This window comes from Enterococcus sp. AZ163, assembly GCF_050498925.1.
Classification (GTDB): Bacteria; Bacillota; Bacilli; order Lactobacillales; family Enterococcaceae; genus Enterococcus_A; species Enterococcus_A ferrettii.
Genome location: NZ_JBIPAO010000001.1, coordinates 1,488,923 through 1,511,166, shown reverse-complemented (window position 1 = coordinate 1,511,166; position 22,244 = coordinate 1,488,923). Strand labels below are relative to the sequence as shown.

Below are 22,244 nucleotides of genomic sequence, written 5' to 3'. Positions count from 1 at the left end.
GGTTACGCTGCACGTCGTTTCTTGTCAATGACAATAGCCGCGGTACCGATCGTGATTGCACCTAATGCGATGGCTACTAATAACATAGTTCCTTCGCCCCCGGTGAATGGCAAGTCGGTTTTAGGTTTATCTACTACATCTAATTCCACCGTAGCATCCTTTTCAGTTTCTAAATCTACAGTGACTTTTTTCGCTTGCTTCAATAATTCATAGCCTACTGGAGCTTTGGTTTCAACTACCCAGTAGTCTTTTTTGATGTCTGCTTTGGCAAAGGTTGGTTCATTGGTGGCAGGATCATCGGTAATATCTTGTTTCCCGTTGCCGTTTTTATCTTCGTACCAGTTTAGTGCTAACCCATTAAATTCTGCCCAACCGTCGTCATCAGATATGGCTTTTAAGAAAGTGACTCCACTTGGCAGATCCGCTTCTAGATACGATTTGCCGTCAGTGGCAATGAATTTCCCAGCGTTGGCATCAGCTTCTGTTTCCGCAATCTGGAATTCAGCACCTTTTAATTTATTGTTTGGTGCAGTTTTGTCTTCAGCTGTCTTCTCAATATCAAATCCACCCGTGTAGTATTCAGGATCAGTTGGGTTCCCTGGATTAACTGGTTCCAAACCTGGTGTCAGGAAGGCAACATCAAAGTGGTTGGAAATCGTACCATTATAATCATTAGCAGTATGAGTGGTATAAAGTACGCGAATTTTAACATCTTTGTTTAAAGCAACTTTCTTCATACCGACTTCAGTTAATTCAACTTTGACTGCTTTGGCAGCATCAGTCACATCTGTAATTGGTGCCGTTGCTTTTTCAGCACCATTTACAGAAACCTTATAATCTGTACCTAAAACTAGATCAGTCCAAGCCCCAGATTCTGTTTTCACTTGTGTTTTGACATTGTCTAATAGTACTTCTTTAACTAGCGTATCGTTAATAATGAAGTAATCGGCATAGATTTCGTCATCCTTTGATACATTAATATCGGCAATTTTATTGCCGTCTTTATCATAAACAGGGGTAATCACCATGTTTTGACTTGCTACGGTATACAAACCACTTGGTAAATTAGCGGTTGCTTCCCAAGTAAAGGTTTGGCCGGCTTTAATCGAATAACCTGCGCCTTCCTCTACGGTCTTTTGTGGATCAAGCAAAGATTCCATGATGTTCTTTGGTTGAACTTCTACATCGTAAATCAATGAGCTCAAATCAGTCCGATCGGTTTGTGGCACATAAACAAAGAATGGATCGGCTGGTTTGGCAACCTTTGGAGATTCGCCGCGATCGTCTGCCAGCTCAGTGACTAAGTAAATGCCGTCCGCAGCTGTTCCTGTTCCTAATGCTTGCTTAGCGCTGCCATCTGTTCCTGTTGTGATGGTGCCAATTTCTGAATCTACTGTGTAATGTGTGTCTTTCACTTGAACCAATGGATTCGTTAATGAAGCATCTCCAATAGGCGAAACTTTTTCAATTTTAAATTTAATTCCTGGCAATGGATCTTTGGTGATTGTATCGTTTTCTTTCCCGTCTCCACGCTCACCTAATTCTGAAGCATCCTTTACCTGATATTTCCAAATCGTAATAGAGCGCGCGGAGGTCTTATCCGCTACCGGATTTGTGCTAATATTCTGTGCCGCATCTGCAGCTACACCATTCCCCAACGCTAGACTGCCTAGTCCCGTCCCGACTGACGCTAATAAAGCCGCAGTCATCGCCAACTGCACCATTTTTCTTTTGCTTCTCTTCATGATAAAAACTCCTTTTCCCCTTTTTTTCTCTTTCTTCCGCTAGAAAATGTCTTTTTCAACTTACAGCTATCACTAGACCTTGGTTGAAAAAGCGATTATAATAGCTGAATAAAGCCATTGGTTGTTTTCCAAGATTAAATAAGTCTAGGAAAAACTGTTTAGTATCAAGGTTTCACGCGGATAATTGACGGCTCATTGACGGCGAATAGAACCAAGCAATAAAAAGACAGTTGTTATAAAAAAGACAAAAAAGCCTTCCCAGCGGAAAGGCTTTTTTTTAAATTTTTCTGATTCAAGCAGTTGGCAACCCTCCATAAAATAAAGTCATGAACATAGTGAAAAAAAGAGAGAAGCCTAGCTCACCCATCCTAGTGATAGGGTGTCCACCATTTTCCGTCGGTCAGTCAAGTCGGTTCCAGTATACACATCCAAGGTCATTTGAGTGGAGGCGTGTCCTAACAAGGCACTAATCCCGGAGATAGTTCCACGATTTTCTAACAAACGTGTGGCAAAGGTATGACGCAATTGATGGAAATGGCAATCCTTCACGCCAGCCTTCGCACAAATTCGTTGGAAATGATAAGTAATTAGGCGAGGTTCCATTGGACGATCTCCCACATGAAAAACAAATTCCTTCGCTTGATCCGGCTTCCAAGATAACAACCAAGCCTTCACTCCTTCTGATAAAGGCAGCAGTCGTTCAGAAGCTCTTGTTTTCGGCCGTCCCAACTGCAGTTCGGTCCCCTTCCCTTCAGATAGTACCCGTTGATAGGTGTGACGAACCGAGATTAGGTTGTTGGAAAAGTCGATATCTTCCCAACGAAGACCCGCCAATTCCCCAATGCGCAGGCCAGTTTGCAAGGCAAATAAGACGATCTTGCCATTTTTTTCAGCGGTAGCCGTTTCTTCCAATTGTTTCTGTTCTTGAATAGTTAAAGGTTGGATTTTTTTAACTTCTTTTTTAGGTAAAACTACTCCTTTACAAGGATTTAATTCCAAGACAGCTTCAGTTACTGCCTGTTCAAAATAACGTTGAACGGTTTGAAAAATCGTGTGAATAGTAGTGCTGGATAAGGTGGTATCACTCAACTTCTGAATCCATTCCTGCATATCTCCTTGAGTAACGGCACGCAACTCCGTCTCTCCCAAGTAAGGCAGCAAATATTTAGTTAATTTATACTTGTAAGTAGCCAAGGTTGAATGCTTCACCGTGTTCTTTTGTCGATCTAAGCAGTGAACCATCCAGTCTTTAACGCTACCTGAATACAGACCTTGAATGACCTGAACCTGTTTATACAACCATTTCATCTCAGTAAGTTTTTCTTTCGTTTCCTTATACGTCCGACGATAGACATAGCCATAATGGACTTTTCCATTGGCCTTACGACCTTTAATATAACGGCCTTCCCAACGACCATCCTTACGTTTATAAATGTTTTCTCCACGACGACTCATACTTAAACTTCTCCTTTGATCTAGTGATAGTTTTGACGGCTTAATTGACGGCGAATAAAATCATAGAAAGCACCTGAAACAGACTGTTTTATTCTTTTCCAATCAAAAGTTAGTAACTAAAGAACAATAAAAATTGATGAATTATCCAAAAAAATTATTTTTTTGAAATATATTGACGAAATTTCGTCCGTATACTATACTTTGATTAGAAATTGATTATTTATTTTTATCGTTTTTTTCTTTGATTTATTTAGTCTAAGAAACTAATTTTTGGAATTTACCTTCCTTTAAAATTAAAATAAACTCAACTTATTTAAGTTTACTATTAAGTTATGATCTTTGCATCAATTTTTTTATTCTCCCACCACCCTCTAATTAAATTTACTTTTCCTCATGATTTTATTTCTTTATACTCTCAATAATTACTTATAATCGTACATAAGCATTCTATTTCATCCCTTTCTTCTAATTTACTCAAAAGAAGCATACCAAAATACTCAACTTAGTCTAGTTCTATTACACTATTCTAGGACAAATAGTCCTAAAATACAGTAGGTCGTATTGTCCTAATGTAAACTTACATTAGGTGATTACATGAATTTAAAAATCAAAGATGTCAGAGAAGATCGAGATTTGACCCAGCAAGAGGTTGCTGCTTATTTGCAATGTGACCAATCGCTTTACTCAAAATATGAACGTGGACAACGAGAGATTCCACTCCATCTTATCTACAAATTGGCCGTATATTATGGAACAAGTATCGATTATCTTGTAGGGCTAACAAATGAAAAAAATCCTTATTCTAGAGAAAGTCATTAGTAGAGTACTGATACCCAACACTGGCCTTAGTTCGGTACTTTAGTTCCTGATTACTTGTTTTACGTAAAAAAGCACAGATAGACTTAACTCTTCAGTCTACCTGTGCTCATTCACTCAATTAATTTTCTAAACTAACCTTAAGCAGCTGATCATCATTATCAGAAGGGCTGCCTCGGCCATCACGATTGTTGGTAATGAAATACAGATCATCCCCATCACTATAGACATCCCGAATCCGACCATAATCCGTAATCAGCTCCCTTTGATGATTATTTGCTAGATCGAATTCCAAAACTGCGGTACCTCGCAAAGCAGCTACATAAAGCTTCTGATCATGATAGTCCATACCTGAGGGGGCCCACGTCTGGTTGCTGCCTGAGGTAAACAGTGGGGCTTCCATTCCATCACGGGTTTCGTTGCCTTCAATGACTGGCCAGCCATAATTTTTTCCAGCCTCGACTACAATAATTTCATCGTTGGCACTGGCACCATGCTCGCTGGCATACATCGTACTGTCATCAGACCAAGCAAGCCCTTGGGCATTGCGGTGTCCATAGCTGTAAACATAAGAGTCGGCAGAAGGATTATCATTAGGGATTGAACCGTCGAGATTCAACCGTAGAATTTTTCCCGCTAATGAATCCAAGTCCTGAGCATTGTCGGGAACTGAAGCATCCCCCGTCGTTACATAGAGCTTATCATCTGGCCCAATCTTCATTCGACCGCCGTGATGATTCGCCCCACTAGGAATCTCATCTAGCAGCACTTCTGTTTCCTCCCATTGATTTCCATCTAAGTGCAGCTTCACAATCCGGTTCATCCGATCGCTGCCCTTCTCATAGGTGTAATAACCAAATGCTTCATTGGAGGTGGTAAGATCGGGTCTTAGAACAAATCCTAAAAATCCTGCCTCCGAAGCAGAAGAAACTGTTTCGTCAAAATTTACTGGCTGCTCTCTTGTTTCACCATTTTCAATTCGTATAATTGAACCGCCTCGTTGTGTTAAGTAAATCGTGTCATTGCTCTTTTCAATCGCCCAAGGAACCTCCAAATTGTCCGCAATAACTTCTGGATCAGCACTTGCCGATTGATTAGCGCTAGAACTGGAGGTGTCAGTCGTTCTGTCATTGTTGCTCGTGTCAGTCGTTTCATTTGTGGCACAGCCGGCAAGAATCATACCAGCGATGGCACTAAAGATCAGTAATCTTTTCATTTCTAATCACTCCTGGTCTTTTTTTAAACGCTCTCTTAGTCTCCAAGGTACCATCTATGAAAAGACCCTGTAAAAATATATGCTTCATTTGAAATCAATTTTACCAATTGAAGAATTTCCATTGACGGTTCGCTGCCTCAGCACGGATAATGAGGGGAAATAAGACTAGGCGAGAAGGAGACAAGACATGGCACATTCAATGGACACAGATAAACAGCAATTTGCAGCACTGATGCAGCAGTTCATAGGGCTGGAGCAGGATTATTTTGAAACAATCAATGAAAAACCAGTCGCTAATACTGCTCAGCTTTCAGCAAACGAAGGATTAACTGAACTTGGTACTGGAGCAAGCGAAGCATTAGAATACTTTTCTGAGTTTTTCGCGGAAGAATTAAGCGGCAGCAACGGACCACGTTATTTAGGTTTTGTAACTGGAGGTGCCACACCAGCAGCAATTATAGGAGATTGGCTGACAAGTCTTTACGATCAAAATGCAGCCAACTTTTCCTACTCATTGGCTGGTCAAATCGAGCTGTTAACTATTGAGATGCTAAAAGACCTCTTTTCACTCAAGCAGGCGTATACAGGCAGCTTCGTCAGCGGTGCGACAATGGCAAACTTTGTCGGCCTAGCTCAAGGCAGACAATAGATAGGCAAACAATATGGTCAGGACCTTGCAGAAAGTGGTCTTTTTTCGATCCCAGAAATAAAAATTGCCAGCGGCACGCCTCACTCAAGTATTTCTAAAGCTGCCGCTATGCTGGGAATTGGCAGAAATGCGCTGCAACCGATTCCTGTTAAGGATGATCGTGAAGCTGTTGATCTTGCAGCGCTGGAAACCTTTCTAAAACAATTGGACCGGCCCTGTATCGTGGTTGCCAATGCTGGAACCGTCAATACCGTTGATTTTGATGACCTTGAAGCCATTGGTCAATTGAAGAAAAACTATCCCTTCTGGCTGCATGTAGATGCTGCTTTTGGCGGTTTTGCGGCTTGCTCACCGAAATTTGAGCAGCTGCTTACGGGTCTGAATCATGCTGATTCAATTACCATCGATGCCCATAAATGGCTGAATGTTCCTTATGATTCAGCTATGCAGTTTACCCAACATCAAGAGCTGTAGCTAGAGGTCTTCAATAATCATGCGAGCTATTTGAATACTGGCGGAGCGCAGCCGGACTTTTCTAATCTTACACCAGAAAATTCCCGCCGTTTCCGAGCGCTGCCTGCTTGGTTCACTTTAAAAGCATACGGGAAAGCCGGATACAGACAGCTGGTTGAACAAAATTCAGCCTTTGCTTTGGAGTTAGGAAAGCGAATTACTGACAGTCCGTTCTTTGAGCTGTTGAGTCCAGTCCGCTTGAATGGTGTCTGCTTTGCCTTGAAGGATCCAACTAAAACAACTGAATTTTTGAAAAAAGTCAATCAAGCGGGTCAGGTCTTTTTAACTCCTACTACTTATAAAAAAAAGCCAGCAATTCGGGCCTCCTTCAGTAACTGGCAAACTAAACCCGCCGATGTAGCCATTATTTGGCACTCTCTCGAAGCGGATGCACAGCAGCTATAACGTATTAAAAAAGCCTGGTTGTCGGATTTCTCCACAATCAGGCTGTTGCTATTACTTTTCGAAAGCCGCTTGAATCAAAGAAAGATGAAAATCTGAGACCGTGGGATAAGCCAGACAATTTAATGACAACTCCTCCTCCGAATCTTCTGCAATCAGAACTGGGATGAATCCCTTCTCTGAAGCCTTTTCCAAGCGCTCCATTGAGTTATCTAAAAAATATTTCGGATTGTGGGGAAAGGTTCTTTTATCGAAGATTTCTTCAACTGGTATGTAAAGATTCAGGGCTTCTTGAACCGAATCGTCGATCGTCTTCGACACATCCAATAAGACTAGACCTGTTTCAAAATCCCTGCGCCGCAAGTATTCTACCAGCTTTGCACAGCCAAAAGCCATACATTGTTCCGTATCGGTAGTGTCCAAAAAAATGTCTTCTGTTGCCAGCATCAATTTCTCCATATCTTCCACTCCTAAGTTTCTCTATTTTAAAAAGTGAGTGTCTCACTCATTAAGCCAAAGCTTCTACAAAAGGTTCAGAAATTCATTAGTGAATATTTTCACAATTTTATATAACTGAATTATACGTCCCTTTTAGCAGAGTGTCAACTGATAGCCTAGAACAAAAAACACTTACTCAGATTGCCCTGAATGGACACTTATTCCCTCAACAGGTAATGCAGCATTCGTTTAGGATCCTCATAAAACAGCTTCGTTTCTTTAAAAGCGATGGTCTCTTCTAACGAAAGCTCTTCAATCCCTTCACGTGAGAACTGATAAATGGCAGCATCGGGATAAGACATAATAATCGGTGAATGCGTGGCAATAATTAATTGCGAGCCGCCTTTTACTAAGCGATGGATTTCCTGCAGCAACGCATACTGGCGACTGGTTGCCAATCCGGCTTCCGGCTCATCCAGTAAATAAAAGCCCTTATTGCCAAAACGATTTTCGATAATAGATAATAGTCCTTCCCCATGCGAACGAGTATGCAACGGTTGACCGCCGTAAGAAGCATGTGCTAAGGCCCCTTCCATTGGATCTTGTCCTAGTGCTTCTAATTCAGAGGCAACATTGTAATAGGTTTCGGAACGTAAAAAGAATTTGGTTTGCGGAATATCGCCTTTTTTAACTAAAAGAACCTGTTCATATAAAGAAGAATGACTCGCAACCGTGGAAAAGTTGAAATTTTGGCTTCCCCCTTCAGGATTAATACCGTAAGCCACTGCAATAGCTTCTAAAATAGTTGATTTGCCTGTTCCATTGTCACCAGATAAAAAGGTGACCGGTGCGGTAAAAGGCAAGGCTCCTCCTTGTTTGAGGATTTCTTGAACCGCAAAAACGTCATAAGGATATCCTTTGGGCAGTTTCGCTTTTGGCAACCGCATCTCGTAAACAAACATAGCTTCTCCTTTGCATCGCACATATTTCTTTTAATCATACAAGCTGGCAGCTGCTAAGACAAGTAACGCTTTAGCAGCTGCCAGCTTAATTGGCTATTCTTTTCTCACAACTAGCTGTTTCGAACCGCTCCTACTGGTACACAATCTTCAATAATTTTTTTAAAGAAGCACGATAGACGGCATAGACGTAAATACTCACAACAACCACTAATCCTATATCTATTACATACGATTTCAACTCTTCAGAGGTCAGTACTCGATCATTGCCCCAGAAAATCAGCAGTGTATAAAGCAGGACGACGATGACGCCAATCACCATTGGGAAAACAAAGATCTTGGTTAATTGTGAATGAATTGTCTTGCGAATATAACGCTTATTTGCTCCCAGCTTCGTCAAGTCATCGAACAATTGTTTATTGTTAATTCCAATTGTGATACTGCGGGTATACCCAATAATCCCAACAGCGGCTAGACAGATAATTGCTACATAAACAAAGAGCAGGAAATACACCGCCATATCCCGCAGGAAGTTTTGCTTCATAATAATTTTAATGTTGGGGTAATATTTCCAATTGTCTCTTAAATCAGGATTGTCCGCGTCCAACTCAATCGGAATATCATCACCATAATGTTCATTTGCGGACTTAGCCTGTTCAAACTTATAGTCATCAAAGGGATTGATTCGCGCCATTTCCGCCGGTGATTGATCAACGAACCGTTGGAATACATCCTGGGCGAATGCTTGAGCAGCCTCGGTTTCCTCCACATTAAACATCAACTGCTTCAACTGATGTTCTGCCGGCATTCCTTCACCGACTATTTGGCCAAAATCGGCATCATTTAATACATAACGATCCGTCCCAAACCGATGAAGAGCTGAATCCTGTTTATCGCCAGCAAAAGTTAAGTCGAAGGATTGATTGGTCACTGGATTGGTTACCTTATCCAAATCATCAAACTTATACCAGAACCCTTCAGGCCCACCTGCTAAAATGTAGTACTTTCCTTGCGGTACCTTCAGCTCTTCACCTGTCGCTTGTTGATAAGCAGAAGCACTGATAAACTCACTGTATCGACTCTTTTCCTGATAATCTTCAACAAATTGTCCGTCATCGGTCCAATCCCGTTCCACTCCACTGCCAAGTAATTTTGTAAAATAGACCTCTTGATAATCGGTTACAGCCACTCCATGCTCAGCAGCCAAGCTTTCAATGTCGCCTTGATTCATAAACTCGATAGAGGCAGGAAACGGCAGCGAAAAATCAATCGGATTATCGTCAATCGACCAGAAGGAAACCGAATTCATCGGGACATAAAACAAGGCAAATAGACTCGCTAATACTAGCAGTGCCATCACGCACATATTGCGAACGGTTTGCTTTCCCTGGAATTTCATCATGCTGAAGGGAATGATTTTTTTGTAATAGCTTTGCGGCCGTCTGCCTCGTTCATGATGAGAAATCAAATACGTAAGTATCCGATAAATCCCTACAACAGACAAGAGATACGTCGCGCTCCAGATCGCTGGCAGGCTAAATTTAAGCAAAGTGGCTGTGATCATAGGTACGCCATAGCCTAACAACAACCCTGCGACAACCATTACCAGACCAACCAATCCATAGGTTTTCGTCACTTCCTGAATTGGCTCGTTCTTGCGCTGTTCGTTTAAAATATCCATTAAATTGCTGCGCTTCATAAATAGATAAGCTAAACCTAGGACAAACAAGCCAACAACTAAACTAAACACTACGCCGATCGCAGTGCCAATCGGAGAAAATTGGTACGCCATCTGACTGGTATCAATCACCAGCAAACGGAAAAATTGCCAAATAAGAAAAGAAGTAAGGTTCCCTACAAGGATGCCGACAAGACTGCAGGCCAACAAAATTTTCCCTAATTCCTTATAAAAGGCCTTAGCCAATATTCTTTTAGAAGCACCGAGTGCCAGAAACACCCCGGTCTCTCTACTTTTATATTTGAAAAAGAGACCTGCCGCATAAACGGCAAACATTAGACAGCCGATTAAAGCTACCGCAAAGATCAGGTTAACCTGCTTGCGAGAATCTCCTCCCAGCGGCAGCACCGTTTGCACAGTTTTACTATACATGGTCGCCGCAAAGGAGGTAATTAAAAGAATTGCAAAAGTTAAACAAAAGACCAGCTGAACATAATTGCCGCGATTGTAGCGGCGCAGCTTGCTGAAAACTTTATCCATGTTCATGACTAGCGCCTCCACTCAGTTCCTTAAGCACCTGCAGCAGCTCATCATGGAAGACAGCCGGACTGCTCCTACGTGTCAGTTCGGTAAATACGTGACCATCCTTCATAACAATCACCCGATCACAATAGCTAGCTGAAAAACTGTCATGAGTAACCATGCAGATGGTGGCATGTAGCTCACGCTGAGCTTCAGCGAAGGCCCCGATCACCGCAGCACTTGAACGACTATCTAAATTTCCTGTGGGTTCATCGGCTAAAATCAACAAAGGATTATTCATTAAAGCCCGGGCCACTGCTGTTCGTTGTTTTTGTCCGCCGGAAACCTCGACAGGATATTTTTGGCCGATTTCTTCAATATCAAACATGCGAAGTAATTTCTGTGCTTTGGCTTCCATTTTGCGGTAAGGTGCATTTTTTATAATTTTGGGAATGCAGACATTTTCAAAAATAGTTAAGCCATCCAGCAGCATAAAATCCTGAAAGACAAACCCCAGCTTTTCATTGCGAACCTCTGCCATTTGTTCTTCTTCTAAGGCCGCCAGCTTGGACCCGTTTAATAAGATTTCTCCTTTTTCATAAGGAATAAAGCAAGAAATACAGTTCAACAAGGTCGTCTTTCCACTTCCAGAAGGCCCCATTACCCCAACAAATTCGCCCTTTTCAATTGTAAATGAAACGTCCTTTAAGACGTCATAGGTAATTTGTCCACTTTGATAGCTTTTCCATAAATGATTCACCTGCAGCATGTTGTAACTCCTCCTTTTTTCTTCATTACGTTTTCCATACCTTAATAATAAGCAAAACAAAGCTGGCTAAATAGATGCACCAATGTCAACTTTGTCCTAATTTTTGTAAAGTTTTGCAGGATAACTATGATAAAATGATGAACAGGAGGTGTGAAAATAATGCGAATCGCCATTTGCGATGACGAAAAAAAGCAACGAAATGCTTTGCGAACCACCGTTGAACGGTCCCTGCAATTAAAAGGGTTGGCCTATCAAATCGATGAATTTGAAAATGGTGAGGCATTACTGGCTCAATTAGCTGCTGTGACTCCCGACATTTTATTTCTTGATATTGAAATGGGACAGCTGAACGGGATGGAGACCGCACGTCTCTTGCGCAAGCAGGCTGCAGAGCCCCTTCTCATTTTTGTTACTTCACATCCAGACTATGTATTTCAAGGGTATGAGGTGCAAGCTTTGCATTACATCTTGAAGCCCTATAAGGAACAAAAAATTCTCGAGGTGCTGGATTACGCACTTTCTGAGCTTGGCATAAAAAACAAGCAAACCTTTCTATTCAGCCATAAGGGCAGCCAACGAAAGCTACCGCTGCAGGAAATTTCCTACTTTTGGAGCGAAGGAAGAAAGGTCCATGTTCAAACAAAAGATGAAGCCTTAACCTTCTACGGAAAACTCAACGAGCTTGAACTAGAGCTGCCGGATTATTTCATTCGGATCCACAATCGTTATCTTGTAAACCTATATTTTGTTGAAGAAATCAGCAGTACGATCGTCTGCTGTGCTGGTCAGCATTTGCCGCTTAGTCGTGCAAATAAGCAAGGATTGCAGCTTGCCTTTGCTAGAACTTTATTGGAGTAGAAACATGATGAAGCTAATTGTCCCTCTATTAATACTACTGAATTATCTGTTTCAGATTATTGCAACCTACTACTTTTATCAAACAGTGGGTTGCTTTGTTCCCGTCAAAAACAATCGAATTTTGAAGGCACTAGTTGGCTGCACGATGTTTATCATTGTACTGATCGTTATCCAACCGCAGGATGTTGCAAATGTCCTTGGCGTATCCCTTTTGTTTATTCTGACGCTTTTTATTGGCTTCAATGGCACAATCATCAGAAAGATTAGTACGATCGCAATTTTACTGCCTTTAGTGATTACATCTAATTTTTTACTGGAGGAAATCGGGGTTTATATCTTTTTCATGACCCGACAAGGAGAAATACTAGACGCGCTACTGCATCTAATTTTCGCCGGTATAAAAAGTGTGATATGGTACGGGGTCTACCGAGGCTTTAAGCAAAAAATTACTAACGCAAAAAAAATGTTGAATTCCTCTGCCTGGGGCATGATCAGTTTAATCTGCTTAGGGCCGCTGGTGGGAATCATTTTTATTGTTATCTTTTCACCTGATACTATTTGGCTGACCTTTCCGGTAATGGGCGCTACTGCCCTAACCAGCTTTAGTATTCAGTATTTGACTGGCTATCTTTCAGATGCATTTAAAAAGGAAATGGAAAATAAAAATTTAAAAATGCAGGAAGCTTATTATCTAGAGGTGGAGAAAAATCAGCAGGAAATACGTAAGCTTAAGCATGACTTAAATAACCATTTGAGTGTGGTGGGTACTTATTTAGAGGATAACCAGGTGGAGGAAGCGAAGGCCTATTTTACTGAGCTTTCGACTGTCTATGCCAACCAACGGCGTGAATTCTGTAAAAATCCCTTAGTCAATAATGTCTTAAACGTAAAATACCAGTTAGCACAAGAGTATGGGATCGACTGCTTTATCAATATTGATATTAGTAATGTCATTGGCATTGACGATGTCAGCCTATGTACTGTTTTAGCCAATACTCTGGACAATGCCATTGAAGCCTGCCTAAAAATTGAAGAACCCAGCCAGAGAAAACTGACTGTCAAAGCTCGCTATCATCGGGGCTGCTTCAGCTACGAGATTACTAACACTATCTCAGCTGCCGCAAGTAATTCAACGGAGCTGCTGCTTACTACTAAAACAGATAAGAAAAATCATGGCTTTGGTCTAGCTAATATTCGAGAAATCGTGGATAATTATGAAGGAACAATCGAGATCAAACAATCTGAGCATCAATTTTCACTCTTGCTGGTGATCATGGACGTCTAAGATTAAAAAGAGGAGCCTCTGCTATGTCAAAACTTGTTGCTAACTATACAAACAGCCAAGGAAAGGTCCAACACTGGACACTAGATTTAACTGCAACCATTGGGAAATCCAATGATCACTTAGATGAAAGGCCTAAACCTGCAAAAAACGCGGGAGTTACTAAAGGCCGCTACCTTTTCTCGACAAAGTCGGTGGAAAGCTTTGATCCTTCTATCCCAGAAAGCTGGCCAAAAGAAATGAGTCATGCCGCATTCTCTCCGATAGTACGTACTGACGAATCGTCGACTACGCCAGAAGAGCTAGTGGAAGACATGCAAAACGAACTCGCAACAAATAGTCCATCCTGCAAAATTATTAGCTTCCCACAAAAGCCTTGAAATAAGGTATCAGCCTCAAGAGTAACCAAAAAAAGCTTGATCTTCGACAGAATGTCAGGATCAAGCTTTTTTTCGTCACTCAAACGCTAAGCCTTGGGAAATCTTGCTAAGCTGGCTGCATTTCCCAGTTCTTCTTCAATCCGTAAAAATTGATTGTATTTTTCTACCCGTTCACTGCGGGCCATCGAGCCTGTTTTGATCTGACCAGCGTTCATCGCTACAGCAAAGTCGGCAATAAAGGTATCGCCCGTTTCACCTGAACGATGAGAAATCATGGTATTGTAGCCATTTTTACGAGCCAATTTGATTGTTTCAATTGATTCCGATACCGTTCCGATCTGATTTAACTTTATCAAAATAGCATTAGCAATCTGTTTTTGGATCCCCTCTTTGAAAATGGCAGGATTGGTGACAAAAATATCGTCGCCAACTAATTGAATCTTGTCTCCCATTGCCTCGGTCTGTGCCCTGAACCCGTCCCAATCATGTTCAGAAAACCCATCTTCAATTGAAATAATAGCTGGGTACCTTTCAACTAGATTTTGGTAATACTTCAGTAATTCTTCCGAAGTTAATTCACGACCTTCAAAACGATAGGTCTTAGTTTCGTCTGAATAGAATTCACTTGAAGCTGGATCTAATGCAATGGCAATCTCACTGCCTGGAGTGTATCCAGCTGTTTGAATTGCTTGATACAACATTTCTACTGCTGCTTCGGTACTGCCAAGTTTTGGCGCAAAGCCACCCTCATCCCCAACAGCCGTTTCATATCCTTCTTTAGCTAACACTGATTTTAAGGTATGGTAAATATTGGCAACTTTTTCTACTCCATCGCGGAAGCTTTTCCGTTCAACAGGTGTGATCAAAAATTCCTGCACATCAATGCCTGAATCAGCGTGAACACCACCATTAATGACATTGAAAAATGGTTGAGGCAATTCTAAATCCACCCCGCCTAAGTAGCGATACAAAGGTATATTCAGACTTGCTGCTGCTGCTCGAGCAACGGCCATAGATACACCCAAAATTGCATTAGCACCTAATCGACCTTTGTTGGCTGTTCCATCCAAGTCAATCATGAGCTGATCAATTTCTGCTTGGTTGAAGGGTGCTTTTCCAGCTAAAGCTTCGCGAATTTCTGTATTCACATTGTTTACAGCTTTTGAAACACCTTTTCCTTGCAACCGCTCGCCACCGTCTCTAAGTTCCACGGCTTCACGGTCTCCCGTTGACGCACCTGAAGGAACTTCTGCTCGACCCAAGCTTCCATCTGTCAATTGTACGTCTACCTCGACGGTAGGATTGCCTCGTGAATCAAATATTTCTCTTGCTTTAACAGTTTCAATGACTACTTCCATGTTCTTTCTCCTCCTTAAAAAATCATGCAAAAAAACACCTGCTTATCCAGTGTCAGTCACAAACTGCCCTTTTAGGCAGTGCAAATAAACATTAGATAAACAGGTGTCATCAGCTAGTTTTAGCGGTTATAGGGAACACCATCCCTTATTCATGTGTAAGCATACACCTTGAGAATTTTTTTTGCAAGAAAAATGTTGTTCCCTATGCACTACTACTTCAGCAGCATTTCATAAGTAAAGCTTTGCATAGAATTCTGTAACAGAACAACGGCCACACCCATTAATACCACGCCAGCGATCAGCATAGCCCAAGGACTAATCAGGAAGAGCCCTGTAAACTGCCCCACCATAAAAAGGACCAGCGGCATAACCAAAAAACCGGAACGCTGCTGCGCTTCTTCCATTGTTTGCGACTTGGCAGAGCCTTTAACAATCACTGTAATTGATACCAAGGTAATTGCCGGAACTAGCAGCAGCAAAATATAAGCCCACGAAACACTTAAGGAAAGCAGCGTACTTCGCAGAAAAAATACTTCTGCCTGAACAACCAGCAACATGATCACAAATGAAGACAATGTAATCCCAAAGCTGACCACAAAGGAAGAATACACCTTCGCTTGAAAAATTTGTTTTACTGATAATGGCGAGTACAGAAGCGTCTCTAAGGTATTCTTCTCCTTCTCCCCGACGAAGGAGCTGGCTGCCATAACCGTCGCGGTCATAATTGGAATCATCAAGAAAAACATCGGCAGCACGGAATTAAAAATCGTTTGCACAATCTGAATCCCTAAATCTCCCTGCTGATATTGCTCTGGCAAAGTCTTAAGCAGCTGTTGAAAATCGTTAGAGCTGACAGGTGTCAGCAAAGCAATTAATACAAAAACGCTAGGTAAGACAACAGAAAACAATAAGGGGATCAATAATATCACATAAAAATAGCGCTTATTGGCAACAATCCCTTGAATATCCTTCTTGATAATAGCTTGCTGCTTGGAATTAATCATGGGCTGAGCCTCCTTCTTCTAGCAAAGCAAAATAAATTTCCTCTAGTGTCATTTCTTTTGCTGAAACACTGTAAACATCCGAGCCTGATTGAACAATTTTTCTCACCAGCTCCGGAATTTCTTTTTCACTGGACAAGGTGAACTCAAACTCGCCATTGCTCAAAGTCTCATAAGGTTCAACCAAGTTTAACTGATTGGCCGCAATCTGTACCTTTAACCCCTTGAAGGTTTGCTTGCACAGACTTTCCAACGTACCAGTAGCCAACAGCTTACCCTCATCTAGCAACCCATAGCTGGTACAAATTTCTTGCGCATACCTTAATTGATGGGTACATAGGAAAACCGTAATTCCCTGATTTTTGGCGAGGTCCTGAATCAGTCGATTCACGTTCAAGACACTTTCCGGATCCAATCCACTGGTAGGCTCATCCAAGAAGAGTATCTTTGGTTGATGAATCAGTGCGCGAGCCAGCGACAGCCGCTGCCGCATCCCGGTGGAATAAGAAGTTAATTTCCGGTCAGCTGCGTAGGTCAGCTCTAATTGCTCCAATAAAGACAGACCTCTTTCCCGGCTTTCTTGTTTGCTTAAACCGAAAACCTCCCCGTAAAACATCAAGTTATCAATCCCGGTCATTTGATCGTACATGCCCGCTCTTTCGGTCAACACACCAGAAAATTGATGAATCGTTGAAGACTCCTTGGTGGGATCATGACCAAATACAGTCATGCCTCCGTCAGTTGGCTGCAGCATGCCATTCAGCAATTTAACCGTCGTAGTTTTTCCGGCACCATTTGGCCCAAGAAAACCAAAGACCTCTCCTTGATTGATCGAAAGGTTTAGGTCGTCCACGGCAATTTGTTGATTGGCAAAATGTTTCGATAGATGTGCTACTTCAATGGCTTTCATGGTTATCCTCATAGGTTCTATAATTTTTGATTAGTCTAAGTGTAGCACGATGAAAACGAGTTATGAAGAGAGTCATAGTTAACTTTGTAACGCAATAGGAAACTTCCGCTAGTTTAAAACAATCTTTTCCAGAAAATCCACCAGTTCTATCTGCTTCCAGCTATCAGCAATCGAATCATCGCCCGCCAGCATAAAACCTAGGAAAAACAAATAGAAATAATCCTTTCGGTACTCCGGCTGAAATTCTAGTTGAAATAAACCAAAAATCCGAGCAAAGGCTTCATCATATTCCCCTGCCAGATACGCCTGATAGTACCGATGGTTCGCATGCACATCCACTTCATTCCACATAAATTTGAAAAAATCGTGAAAGAAAAGATACTCTCCGGCCGTGTCCCAATCAATGTACCAGAGCTGTTCATTTTCTTTTTCCAATAAAATATTTTCCGTCCACAAATCACCATGCAGCATCAGAAAAGGAAATTGAGCTGTTAGCAGGTCAGGCTGAATCTCCTTGACCAGCTTTTCAAGCCTTTCATTGGGTTGAGCCAGAAATTCTGTCACACTATGTTTGGCAGCCATTGTTCGCTGCTGCAAGAAATAGCGTGTGTAGTCCTGATAAATTGTCTTTAAAATCAGCGGATCATCCTGGGTGGCTATCCTCCTAAAATCGATCCGCTCCTCTATCAATTGCAGCTTTTCGGCATTCCGCTGCTGCAGCGATGGCACGGAAAAGAACGGTGAGAAATAGTTATAATGCTGAATTTTTTTCTGATAACTGGCTTTACTGCTGCACAGAATAAGTACAGTATCCTCAGAAAAGATTTTTATTTCACCACTGCTGGTGAACCAGAGAATCGTGCCGGAAAACTGTTTGACCTTCTGCTCAGAGATAAGTACTCTCTGACTATTTTCCGGCTTATATTTACCAGCAATCATCGGATGATTCATTTGATTTTCCAAGAAAAAAATCCGATCCTCTTCGGCACTGAAGTACTCACCAGCTGTTAAGTATTGTGCCAATTTTTGCACTTGCTCTTTCCTCGTCAATCTCATTATTCCGCCCCCTTCTCTTACGTCCAAATATTTTTCTGAGTCATTGTATTGTTGCGCACCTGGAAGGACTGAGCCATCCGGTAAGCCACCAATTTTTGACGTCCAACAGGATTTCGTGTATATACCAGCTGACATTTGGGCAACGATTGCTGGTTTAACTCTTTGAGAAAAAGGCTAGCTGTCTGCTTGTTACGAGCAAAGCGTTCCGGCACCGGAAATACAAGCTTTTTCCCCTCAGCTAAATACCTCGGATTCTCAATCGGTGCGAAAAGCTCTAAAATAACCGCTGCAAAAAGCTGTCCCTCGCGATAGCCGGCGTTTTCAAGGTAACAACTGAATTCCTGCTGATCAGCCTCTACCACTGCCTTACGTTCAGCAATTTCACCTAGCTGCTGCAAGGTCTTCTGAACACAGTTTGCTAAGATTTCTTTTTGCTCACATTCCTTTTGCCATTGTTTCTGCTGTCCTCGAAGCTGCAAATATTCCGACAAACTGCCGTTAAGCAATGATCGCCAGAAGGTTGGCTTTTTCGTATTTTTAACCACCACTGGCAACAATTCTTCTGGTCCTTGACTTTCCTGATCCACTTTCCTGATAATGACCGGCATGGACAGGTGCCACCCACTTGCTAAAGCAGCGGTCCATCGTTCCTTTAGCTTAGTGCGTTCACTGGAAAAATAGAACATCGACTGAGTGTAGGTTTCCATCGTAGTGGTGGTGTACTTCAGGGGCAAAGTAAAACGATCTCCCCCGCTTTCGATTTTTGATGGCTCCTCAAAGGTTAGTCCTGAAATATAGCCCAAACGCCGGAATATTCTTGTCAAATCCGGCTGTTCAGTCAACGATACCCCCGGCAGACCAACCCCTAAATGCCAAATATTCGTCACTTTATCTTGCGCACCTAACCGCAATCCACGCCCTCGCAGCTGCTGAGTTTGGACAAACGAAGATGCTTGATTAGCTAAAATCAATAAATTAATCGCTGGACAATCCCAGCCTTCTCCTAGCAAGCTGACCGTTCCTACCAAAATATTCAGCTTCTTCTCTGTTAATAATCGCGTAGCCGCCTGCATCAAAGCTTGGCGATTTTTGTCATCCATCGTTAGACAGAAGTAGCCCGAAATATAAGGATGTTCCTTCATGCCTATTGCTAACTCTGCCAGCTCAACCGTCACTAGTTGTTGCGGCAGTAGTAAAAATTCTCCGCAGATCGCACCGATTTGTTGCGTGGTGCCCAGCAAAGAAACAATTTCATCAAACAATGGAACCACTCCATATGCTAAGGTACCGTCTCCACCAGCCAACACCTCTTTACAAATGCGATCCGTCAGAACAACGGCCGTCATATCCTGCTTCAGTTGAACTTCTTCCTTTATCAGGATTTGACAAACCGCCTTTTTTTTCTCTGGAACAGCATGATTTGCGACCGTATCTGGATACTCTGGAAACATATGCAATCCCTCGTCATACAACCAGCCAGCCTTTTTTAGCTGATAGAAAATAGACAGATCTGGCTGCTGGGCGAAAAGCCGCTGATAAATCGTGTTTAGCTGTTTCTTGCCTAAAGGAGGAACCGCCGACTTCTTGCCCTGTTTCTTGGAAATACCTAAGAGCTGCCAATGCTCTGGCGTCAATTCATAGCCGTGGTGATTCAAAAAAATCAAGGCACTAGTAAAGAGCTCAAAATTTTCATATATCTCAGCTGAATGCTCCAAAGGTAGCTTAATAAAGTCCAAGGAAAGCAAATAGTCTACTGTTTCCTTGTTCTCCATCAACGCGGTTACCAGTTCATTTTGTTTCGCTAAAAATGCGAAATAATGCTGCGTAATCTCCTGATTAGCCGGGATCAAATAGAGGAAATCCTGATGCGGGCACAGAACCCCTTCCTTCACCAGCTCTGGGATGCTGATTTCCTCATCAATCATGCCATTCAGATCCAGATACTGCTTCCATTCCGCCTGCGAGCTGTCAATCGGCGGTGTCGCAGTCAAGGAAATCGTTAACAGCTTGGGATGCTTTTTCTTCAACTCAACCAGAAGTTCACCCCAGCTTTTCTTCAAATGATGCGCCTCGTCAAAAACTAGAAGCTCTAGCTGAAGCTGATCAAAGTAGGTTGGCTCTTCCTTCAAACGGTTATAGATGGTTTGATACGTCTCAACAGTGATTCGAGCTGGCTCTTCAATTGTTCCTGAAAGATAGCAACTGTCCGCCGAATCAACTAAGAAAAACGCTTCAATTGTAGTCAGCCATTGCTTTTTTAAAAGCAGTGAAGGAACCAAAATCAATGTCTTGCAGTCCAATCGGCGAACCATTTCGATGCCTAAAAAGGTTTTCCCTGCCCCTGGTGGAGCCACAAGATGAACGGAATCGTTGGTTAAATACGTGGAAAAATTAGCCAATAAATGCTTCTGATAACTGCGCCATTGAATCTTTTCATCCGATAGCCACAACTTGGTACCCTCCCTTGCAAGTATTTCCTCCATTATATCCTAAATGATCCTCGCAAAAAAACTGCGGACAACCCTACTGGTCATCCGCAACTTCTCATAGGCTTCTTTCTCAACCAATCCGATTCGTATTAGATTTTTATCTACTGCAAATTGAAAAATTTTCTGCTTCACAAGTATCATGTCCTTTGATACTGTTCGACATTTCATGAGCATTATTAACAACCGCTGCTCTATTTTTAATAGTGGTGACTTCCAAATATGAAAAATTAATAGTTATTGAAATATTTGGCTAATCTCAACTATAAAAACGGGTCAAAACAGCCCTTTTGAAATTTTATTTCGACTAAAACAACACAAAATTGACCTTTATTAAATAACGGTATTTATATTTTTATTTTCACTTTTTTGCTTGATTTATAAACCTCATTTTTCTCATTGTACCTTTCTATAACCGCAATAAAATAAAACGATCCGTACGATTTTTTTATATTTCGTCCAATATGAAATGAATATTAGGTAAAATTAATTGTTGAATGTAGCAGAATTTTACGGTATTCTATAAATAAATTATTAGAACGCTTCCAATTATTTGCTAACTGAAATTTCAGAATAATTAATGCAGATTATGCAATTAAAAATTAGATTCCCCTAAGGAGATAAAAAAATGACAAGCCAATCACCTGTGAACAAATCAACCCAGCCCTTCGGAAAAAGACAGATTTTCACGCTAAAAAAACGCGATACGCTTTCTAAACGCTTAGAAGCTTATTTACTGGAGACAAAATACTCCGCTCGTTTTATTCAATTTTGTGTAGCAATTATGATCCGCAATGCATTTAGTCCGCTTGATCTATCCTTTGTCGCAAAAGAGCACGTTCGCGACTTGTTCCTAAATGGCGAAGCCCCTGCCTCCGTTCGTCATTTATGCCTCTACTTCCAAGATTATTTCACTACCGAGAAAGAATGGCAGACTGTCATCAGCCATCTCTATAAAAACCAGCAAGAATTCAACCAGCTTACTCAGGAAACGCGTTTACATATTGAATCTTTACGTCCCGCATTAATTTCTGGGGAACAGCCCGTCGACAGAAAACGAAAATTAAAGGCTGCCTTCTTAGATGAAGCCGGTAAAATGCACAATTGGAGCTTAAGCAATGTCGTGTGTCTTCGCTCGCCCCAAGAACATTTAGCTCTTTTAAACATCTTAGGAGAGTTAACCATTTTCCAAAAGGAGGGGGTGCGTCAATTTACTCAAGTAGTTTGGCTAGATTTTGCCATCGATGAACGTTCTCGCAACTTCGACATCCGCAATGAGGAAGACCCGATGTATCAAGCAAAGGAATCCGTGCAAGAACAACCGGAAAAAACTCCGGCTAAAAAGCAATCCATTAAAACATCTATGCCAAAGGACGTTGCCAAAGAAAACTCTCAGGCAGCCCAGTCAACCACGTCTGCTAATCAGTCGCAGCAGACCCAGCATTCAATCCTGTCAGAGAAGAAAAAGCTTGGTAAACCCCCGACGGATCGGATGCCCAGCTGGAAAAACTTAAATGCCGTTGGCAAAATACCGAAAGAAGAGAAGGATCTTGAGTTAGAAAAAGCCGTACGAAAGAAAACCGGCAAGAAAAAGAATCGCAAGCGGAACAAACGAAAATAGCTGATTATTTTTTTTGCTTTAAGAATCATGGTTCTTGAACACTGTTTGAAGTCGTTGTTGATCCGGTTGGAATAAATACTTCTTCCATCTTGTTTTGGTGAGAAATTGCTTAATGTTGCTGCTGCCTGAA

General features: G+C 41.8%; 18 protein-coding genes, 1 pseudogene and 1 riboswitch. Of the genes and pseudogenes, 7 read left to right on the top strand and 12 right to left on the bottom strand.

The genetic code is table 11. From position 1 onward, the window contains the following. Window positions 1-2: 2 nt before the first annotated feature. A complete protein-coding gene (locus tag IGI46_RS07245) occupies window positions 3-1,745 on the bottom strand; it encodes a SpaH/EbpB family LPXTG-anchored major pilin (protein ID WP_429973178.1) in 1,743 nt (580 codons plus the stop codon). A gap of 354 nt (window positions 1,746-2,099) precedes the next feature. Beyond that, window positions 2,100-3,200, bottom strand: coding sequence for a tyrosine-type recombinase/integrase (locus tag IGI46_RS07240; protein ID WP_429973177.1), 1,101 nt, complete (start codon window positions 3,198-3,200; stop codon window positions 2,100-2,102). 594 nt (window positions 3,201-3,794) lie between these two features. Here IGI46_RS07240 and IGI46_RS07235 point away from each other — a divergent pair. Next, on the top strand, window positions 3,795-4,019 hold the full coding sequence (locus IGI46_RS07235) for a helix-turn-helix domain-containing protein (protein ID WP_429962673.1): 225 nt from the start codon (window positions 3,795-3,797) through the stop codon (window positions 4,017-4,019). A gap of 118 nt (window positions 4,020-4,137) precedes the next feature. On the opposite strand, the gene IGI46_RS07230 is transcribed toward IGI46_RS07235, so the two are convergent. Further along, the gene (locus IGI46_RS07230) at window positions 4,138-5,232 is read right to left on the bottom strand and encodes a PQQ-dependent sugar dehydrogenase (RefSeq protein ID WP_429973176.1); all 1,095 of its coding nucleotides are present in this window, start codon (window positions 5,230-5,232) and stop codon (window positions 4,138-4,140) included. Between the two features lie 187 nt (window positions 5,233-5,419). Between IGI46_RS07230 and IGI46_RS07225 the strand changes: the two genes are divergently transcribed. Together IGI46_RS07225 and IGI46_RS07220 are read left to right on the top strand one after the other, a co-directional pair. Further along, window positions 5,420-5,881 (top strand): hypothetical protein, encoded by a 462-nt coding sequence (locus IGI46_RS07225; protein ID WP_429962671.1) that lies wholly within the window; start codon window positions 5,420-5,422, stop codon window positions 5,879-5,881. Then, window positions 5,882-6,799, top strand: a pseudogene (locus tag IGI46_RS07220) (pyridoxal phosphate-dependent decarboxylase family protein). Window positions 6,800-6,850: 51 nt separating this feature from the next. On the opposite strand, the gene IGI46_RS07215 reads toward IGI46_RS07220, so the two are convergent. The 4 genes from IGI46_RS07215 to IGI46_RS07200 all read right to left on the bottom strand — a co-directional run bounded on the left by IGI46_RS07215 (window position 6,851) and on the right by IGI46_RS07200 (window position 11,162). Continuing rightward, entirely contained in the window at window positions 6,851-7,255 is a 405-nt protein-coding gene (locus IGI46_RS07215; protein ID WP_429962670.1) for a hypothetical protein, read from the bottom strand. A 197-nt stretch (window positions 7,256-7,452) separates the two neighbouring features. Continuing rightward, window positions 7,453-8,196: an AAA family ATPase gene (locus IGI46_RS07210; protein ID WP_429962669.1), complete on the bottom strand. Its 744-nt coding sequence runs from the start codon at window positions 8,194-8,196 to the stop codon at window positions 7,453-7,455. Window positions 8,197-8,326: 130 nt separating this feature from the next. Next, window positions 8,327-10,417: an FtsX-like permease family protein gene (locus IGI46_RS07205; protein WP_429962668.1), complete on the bottom strand. Its 2,091-nt coding sequence runs from the start codon at window positions 10,415-10,417 to the stop codon at window positions 8,327-8,329. Then, the gene (locus IGI46_RS07200; RefSeq protein WP_429973175.1) at window positions 10,404-11,162 is read right to left on the bottom strand and encodes an ABC transporter ATP-binding protein; all 759 of its coding nucleotides are present in this window, start codon (window positions 11,160-11,162) and stop codon (window positions 10,404-10,406) included. Before IGI46_RS07200 ends, IGI46_RS07205 begins: the two co-directional genes overlap by 14 nt. 159 nt (window positions 11,163-11,321) lie before the next feature. Between IGI46_RS07200 and IGI46_RS07195 the strand changes: the two genes are divergently transcribed. The 3 genes from IGI46_RS07195 to IGI46_RS07185 are packed head-to-tail and all read left to right on the top strand — an operon-like array spanning window position 11,322 to window position 13,682. Then, a complete protein-coding gene (locus IGI46_RS07195) occupies window positions 11,322-12,020 on the top strand; it encodes a LytR/AlgR family response regulator transcription factor (RefSeq protein ID WP_429962666.1) in 699 nt (232 codons plus the stop codon). A gap of 4 nt (window positions 12,021-12,024) precedes the next feature. Then, window positions 12,025-13,305: a sensor histidine kinase gene (locus IGI46_RS07190; protein ID WP_429962665.1), complete on the top strand. Its 1,281-nt coding sequence runs from the start codon at window positions 12,025-12,027 to the stop codon at window positions 13,303-13,305. Between the two features lie 23 nt (window positions 13,306-13,328). Beyond that, window positions 13,329-13,682, top strand: a complete 354-nt coding sequence (locus IGI46_RS07185) for a hypothetical protein (RefSeq protein ID WP_429962664.1) — start codon at window positions 13,329-13,331, stop codon at window positions 13,680-13,682. Window positions 13,683-13,768: 86 nt separating this feature from the next. On the opposite strand, the gene eno is transcribed toward IGI46_RS07185, so the two are convergent. From eno to IGI46_RS07160, 5 genes are all read right to left on the bottom strand, one after another. Continuing rightward, window positions 13,769-15,040 carry a phosphopyruvate hydratase gene (gene eno / locus IGI46_RS07180; RefSeq protein ID WP_429962663.1) on the bottom strand — a complete coding sequence of 424 codons (1,272 nt, stop codon included), beginning with the start codon at window positions 15,038-15,040 and terminating at the stop codon, window positions 13,769-13,771. A 93-nt stretch (window positions 15,041-15,133) separates the two neighbouring features. Beyond that, window positions 15,134-15,195: riboswitch (Fluoride riboswitch) on the bottom strand. A gap of 57 nt (window positions 15,196-15,252) precedes the next feature. After that, window positions 15,253-16,044 carry an ABC transporter permease gene (locus IGI46_RS07175; RefSeq protein WP_429973174.1) on the bottom strand — a complete coding sequence of 264 codons (792 nt, stop codon included), beginning with the start codon at window positions 16,042-16,044 and terminating at the stop codon, window positions 15,253-15,255. Further along, window positions 16,037-16,951 (bottom strand): ABC transporter ATP-binding protein, encoded by a 915-nt coding sequence (locus tag IGI46_RS07170; RefSeq protein WP_429973173.1) that lies wholly within the window; start codon window positions 16,949-16,951, stop codon window positions 16,037-16,039. Before IGI46_RS07170 ends, IGI46_RS07175 begins: the two co-directional genes overlap by 8 nt. Window positions 16,952-17,059: 108 nt before the next feature. After that, window positions 17,060-18,007, bottom strand: coding sequence for an aminoglycoside phosphotransferase family protein (locus IGI46_RS07165; protein ID WP_429962660.1), 948 nt, complete (start codon window positions 18,005-18,007; stop codon window positions 17,060-17,062). 17 nt (window positions 18,008-18,024) lie between these two features. Beyond that, complete coding sequence (locus tag IGI46_RS07160; protein WP_429962659.1) at window positions 18,025-20,457, bottom strand: DEAD/DEAH box helicase family protein; 2,433 nt, start codon at window positions 20,455-20,457, stop codon at window positions 18,025-18,027. 664 nt (window positions 20,458-21,121) lie between these two features. On the opposite strand from IGI46_RS07160, the gene IGI46_RS07155 reads away from it, so the two are divergent. Continuing rightward, complete coding sequence (locus IGI46_RS07155; protein WP_429973172.1) at window positions 21,122-22,114, top strand: hypothetical protein; 993 nt, start codon at window positions 21,122-21,124, stop codon at window positions 22,112-22,114. Window positions 22,115-22,244: the final 130 nt, after the last annotated feature.

Excerpts from the sequence above, each read along its gene's own strand:
- IGI46_RS07155 (WP_429973172.1), top strand. The coding sequence starts at position 21,122 with ATGACAAGCCAATCACCTGTGAACAAATCAACCCAGCCCTTCGGAAAA.
- IGI46_RS07195 (WP_429962666.1), top strand. The coding sequence starts at position 11,322 with ATGCGAATCGCCATTTGCGATGACGAAAAAAAGCAACGAAATGCTTTG.
- IGI46_RS07235 (WP_429962673.1), top strand. The coding sequence starts at position 3,795 with ATGAATTTAAAAATCAAAGATGTCAGAGAAGATCGAGATTTGACCCAG.
- IGI46_RS07245 (WP_429973178.1), bottom strand. The coding sequence starts at position 1,745 with ATGAAGAGAAGCAAAAGAAAAATGGTGCAGTTGGCGATGACTGCGGCT.
- eno (WP_429962663.1), bottom strand. The coding sequence starts at position 15,040 with ATGGAAGTAGTCATTGAAACTGTTAAAGCAAGAGAAATATTTGATTCA.
- IGI46_RS07200 (WP_429973175.1), bottom strand. The coding sequence starts at position 11,162 with ATGCTGCAGGTGAATCATTTATGGAAAAGCTATCAAAGTGGACAAATT.
- IGI46_RS07225 (WP_429962671.1), top strand. The coding sequence starts at position 5,420 with ATGGCACATTCAATGGACACAGATAAACAGCAATTTGCAGCACTGATG.
- IGI46_RS07230 (WP_429973176.1), bottom strand. The coding sequence starts at position 5,232 with ATGAAAAGATTACTGATCTTTAGTGCCATCGCTGGTATGATTCTTGCC.
- IGI46_RS07210 (WP_429962669.1), bottom strand. The coding sequence starts at position 8,196 with ATGTTTGTTTACGAGATGCGGTTGCCAAAAGCGAAACTGCCCAAAGGA.
- IGI46_RS07240 (WP_429973177.1), bottom strand. The coding sequence starts at position 3,200 with ATGAGTCGTCGTGGAGAAAACATTTATAAACGTAAGGATGGTCGTTGG.
- IGI46_RS07185 (WP_429962664.1), top strand. The coding sequence starts at position 13,329 with ATGTCAAAACTTGTTGCTAACTATACAAACAGCCAAGGAAAGGTCCAA.
- IGI46_RS07190 (WP_429962665.1), top strand. The coding sequence starts at position 12,025 with ATGATGAAGCTAATTGTCCCTCTATTAATACTACTGAATTATCTGTTT.
- IGI46_RS07175 (WP_429973174.1), bottom strand. The coding sequence starts at position 16,044 with ATGATTAATTCCAAGCAGCAAGCTATTATCAAGAAGGATATTCAAGGG.
- IGI46_RS07165 (WP_429962660.1), bottom strand. The coding sequence starts at position 18,007 with ATGAGATTGACGAGGAAAGAGCAAGTGCAAAAATTGGCACAATACTTA.
- IGI46_RS07170 (WP_429973173.1), bottom strand. The coding sequence starts at position 16,951 with ATGAAAGCCATTGAAGTAGCACATCTATCGAAACATTTTGCCAATCAA.
- IGI46_RS07215 (WP_429962670.1), bottom strand. The coding sequence starts at position 7,255 with ATGGAGAAATTGATGCTGGCAACAGAAGACATTTTTTTGGACACTACC.
- IGI46_RS07205 (WP_429962668.1), bottom strand. The coding sequence starts at position 10,417 with ATGAACATGGATAAAGTTTTCAGCAAGCTGCGCCGCTACAATCGCGGC.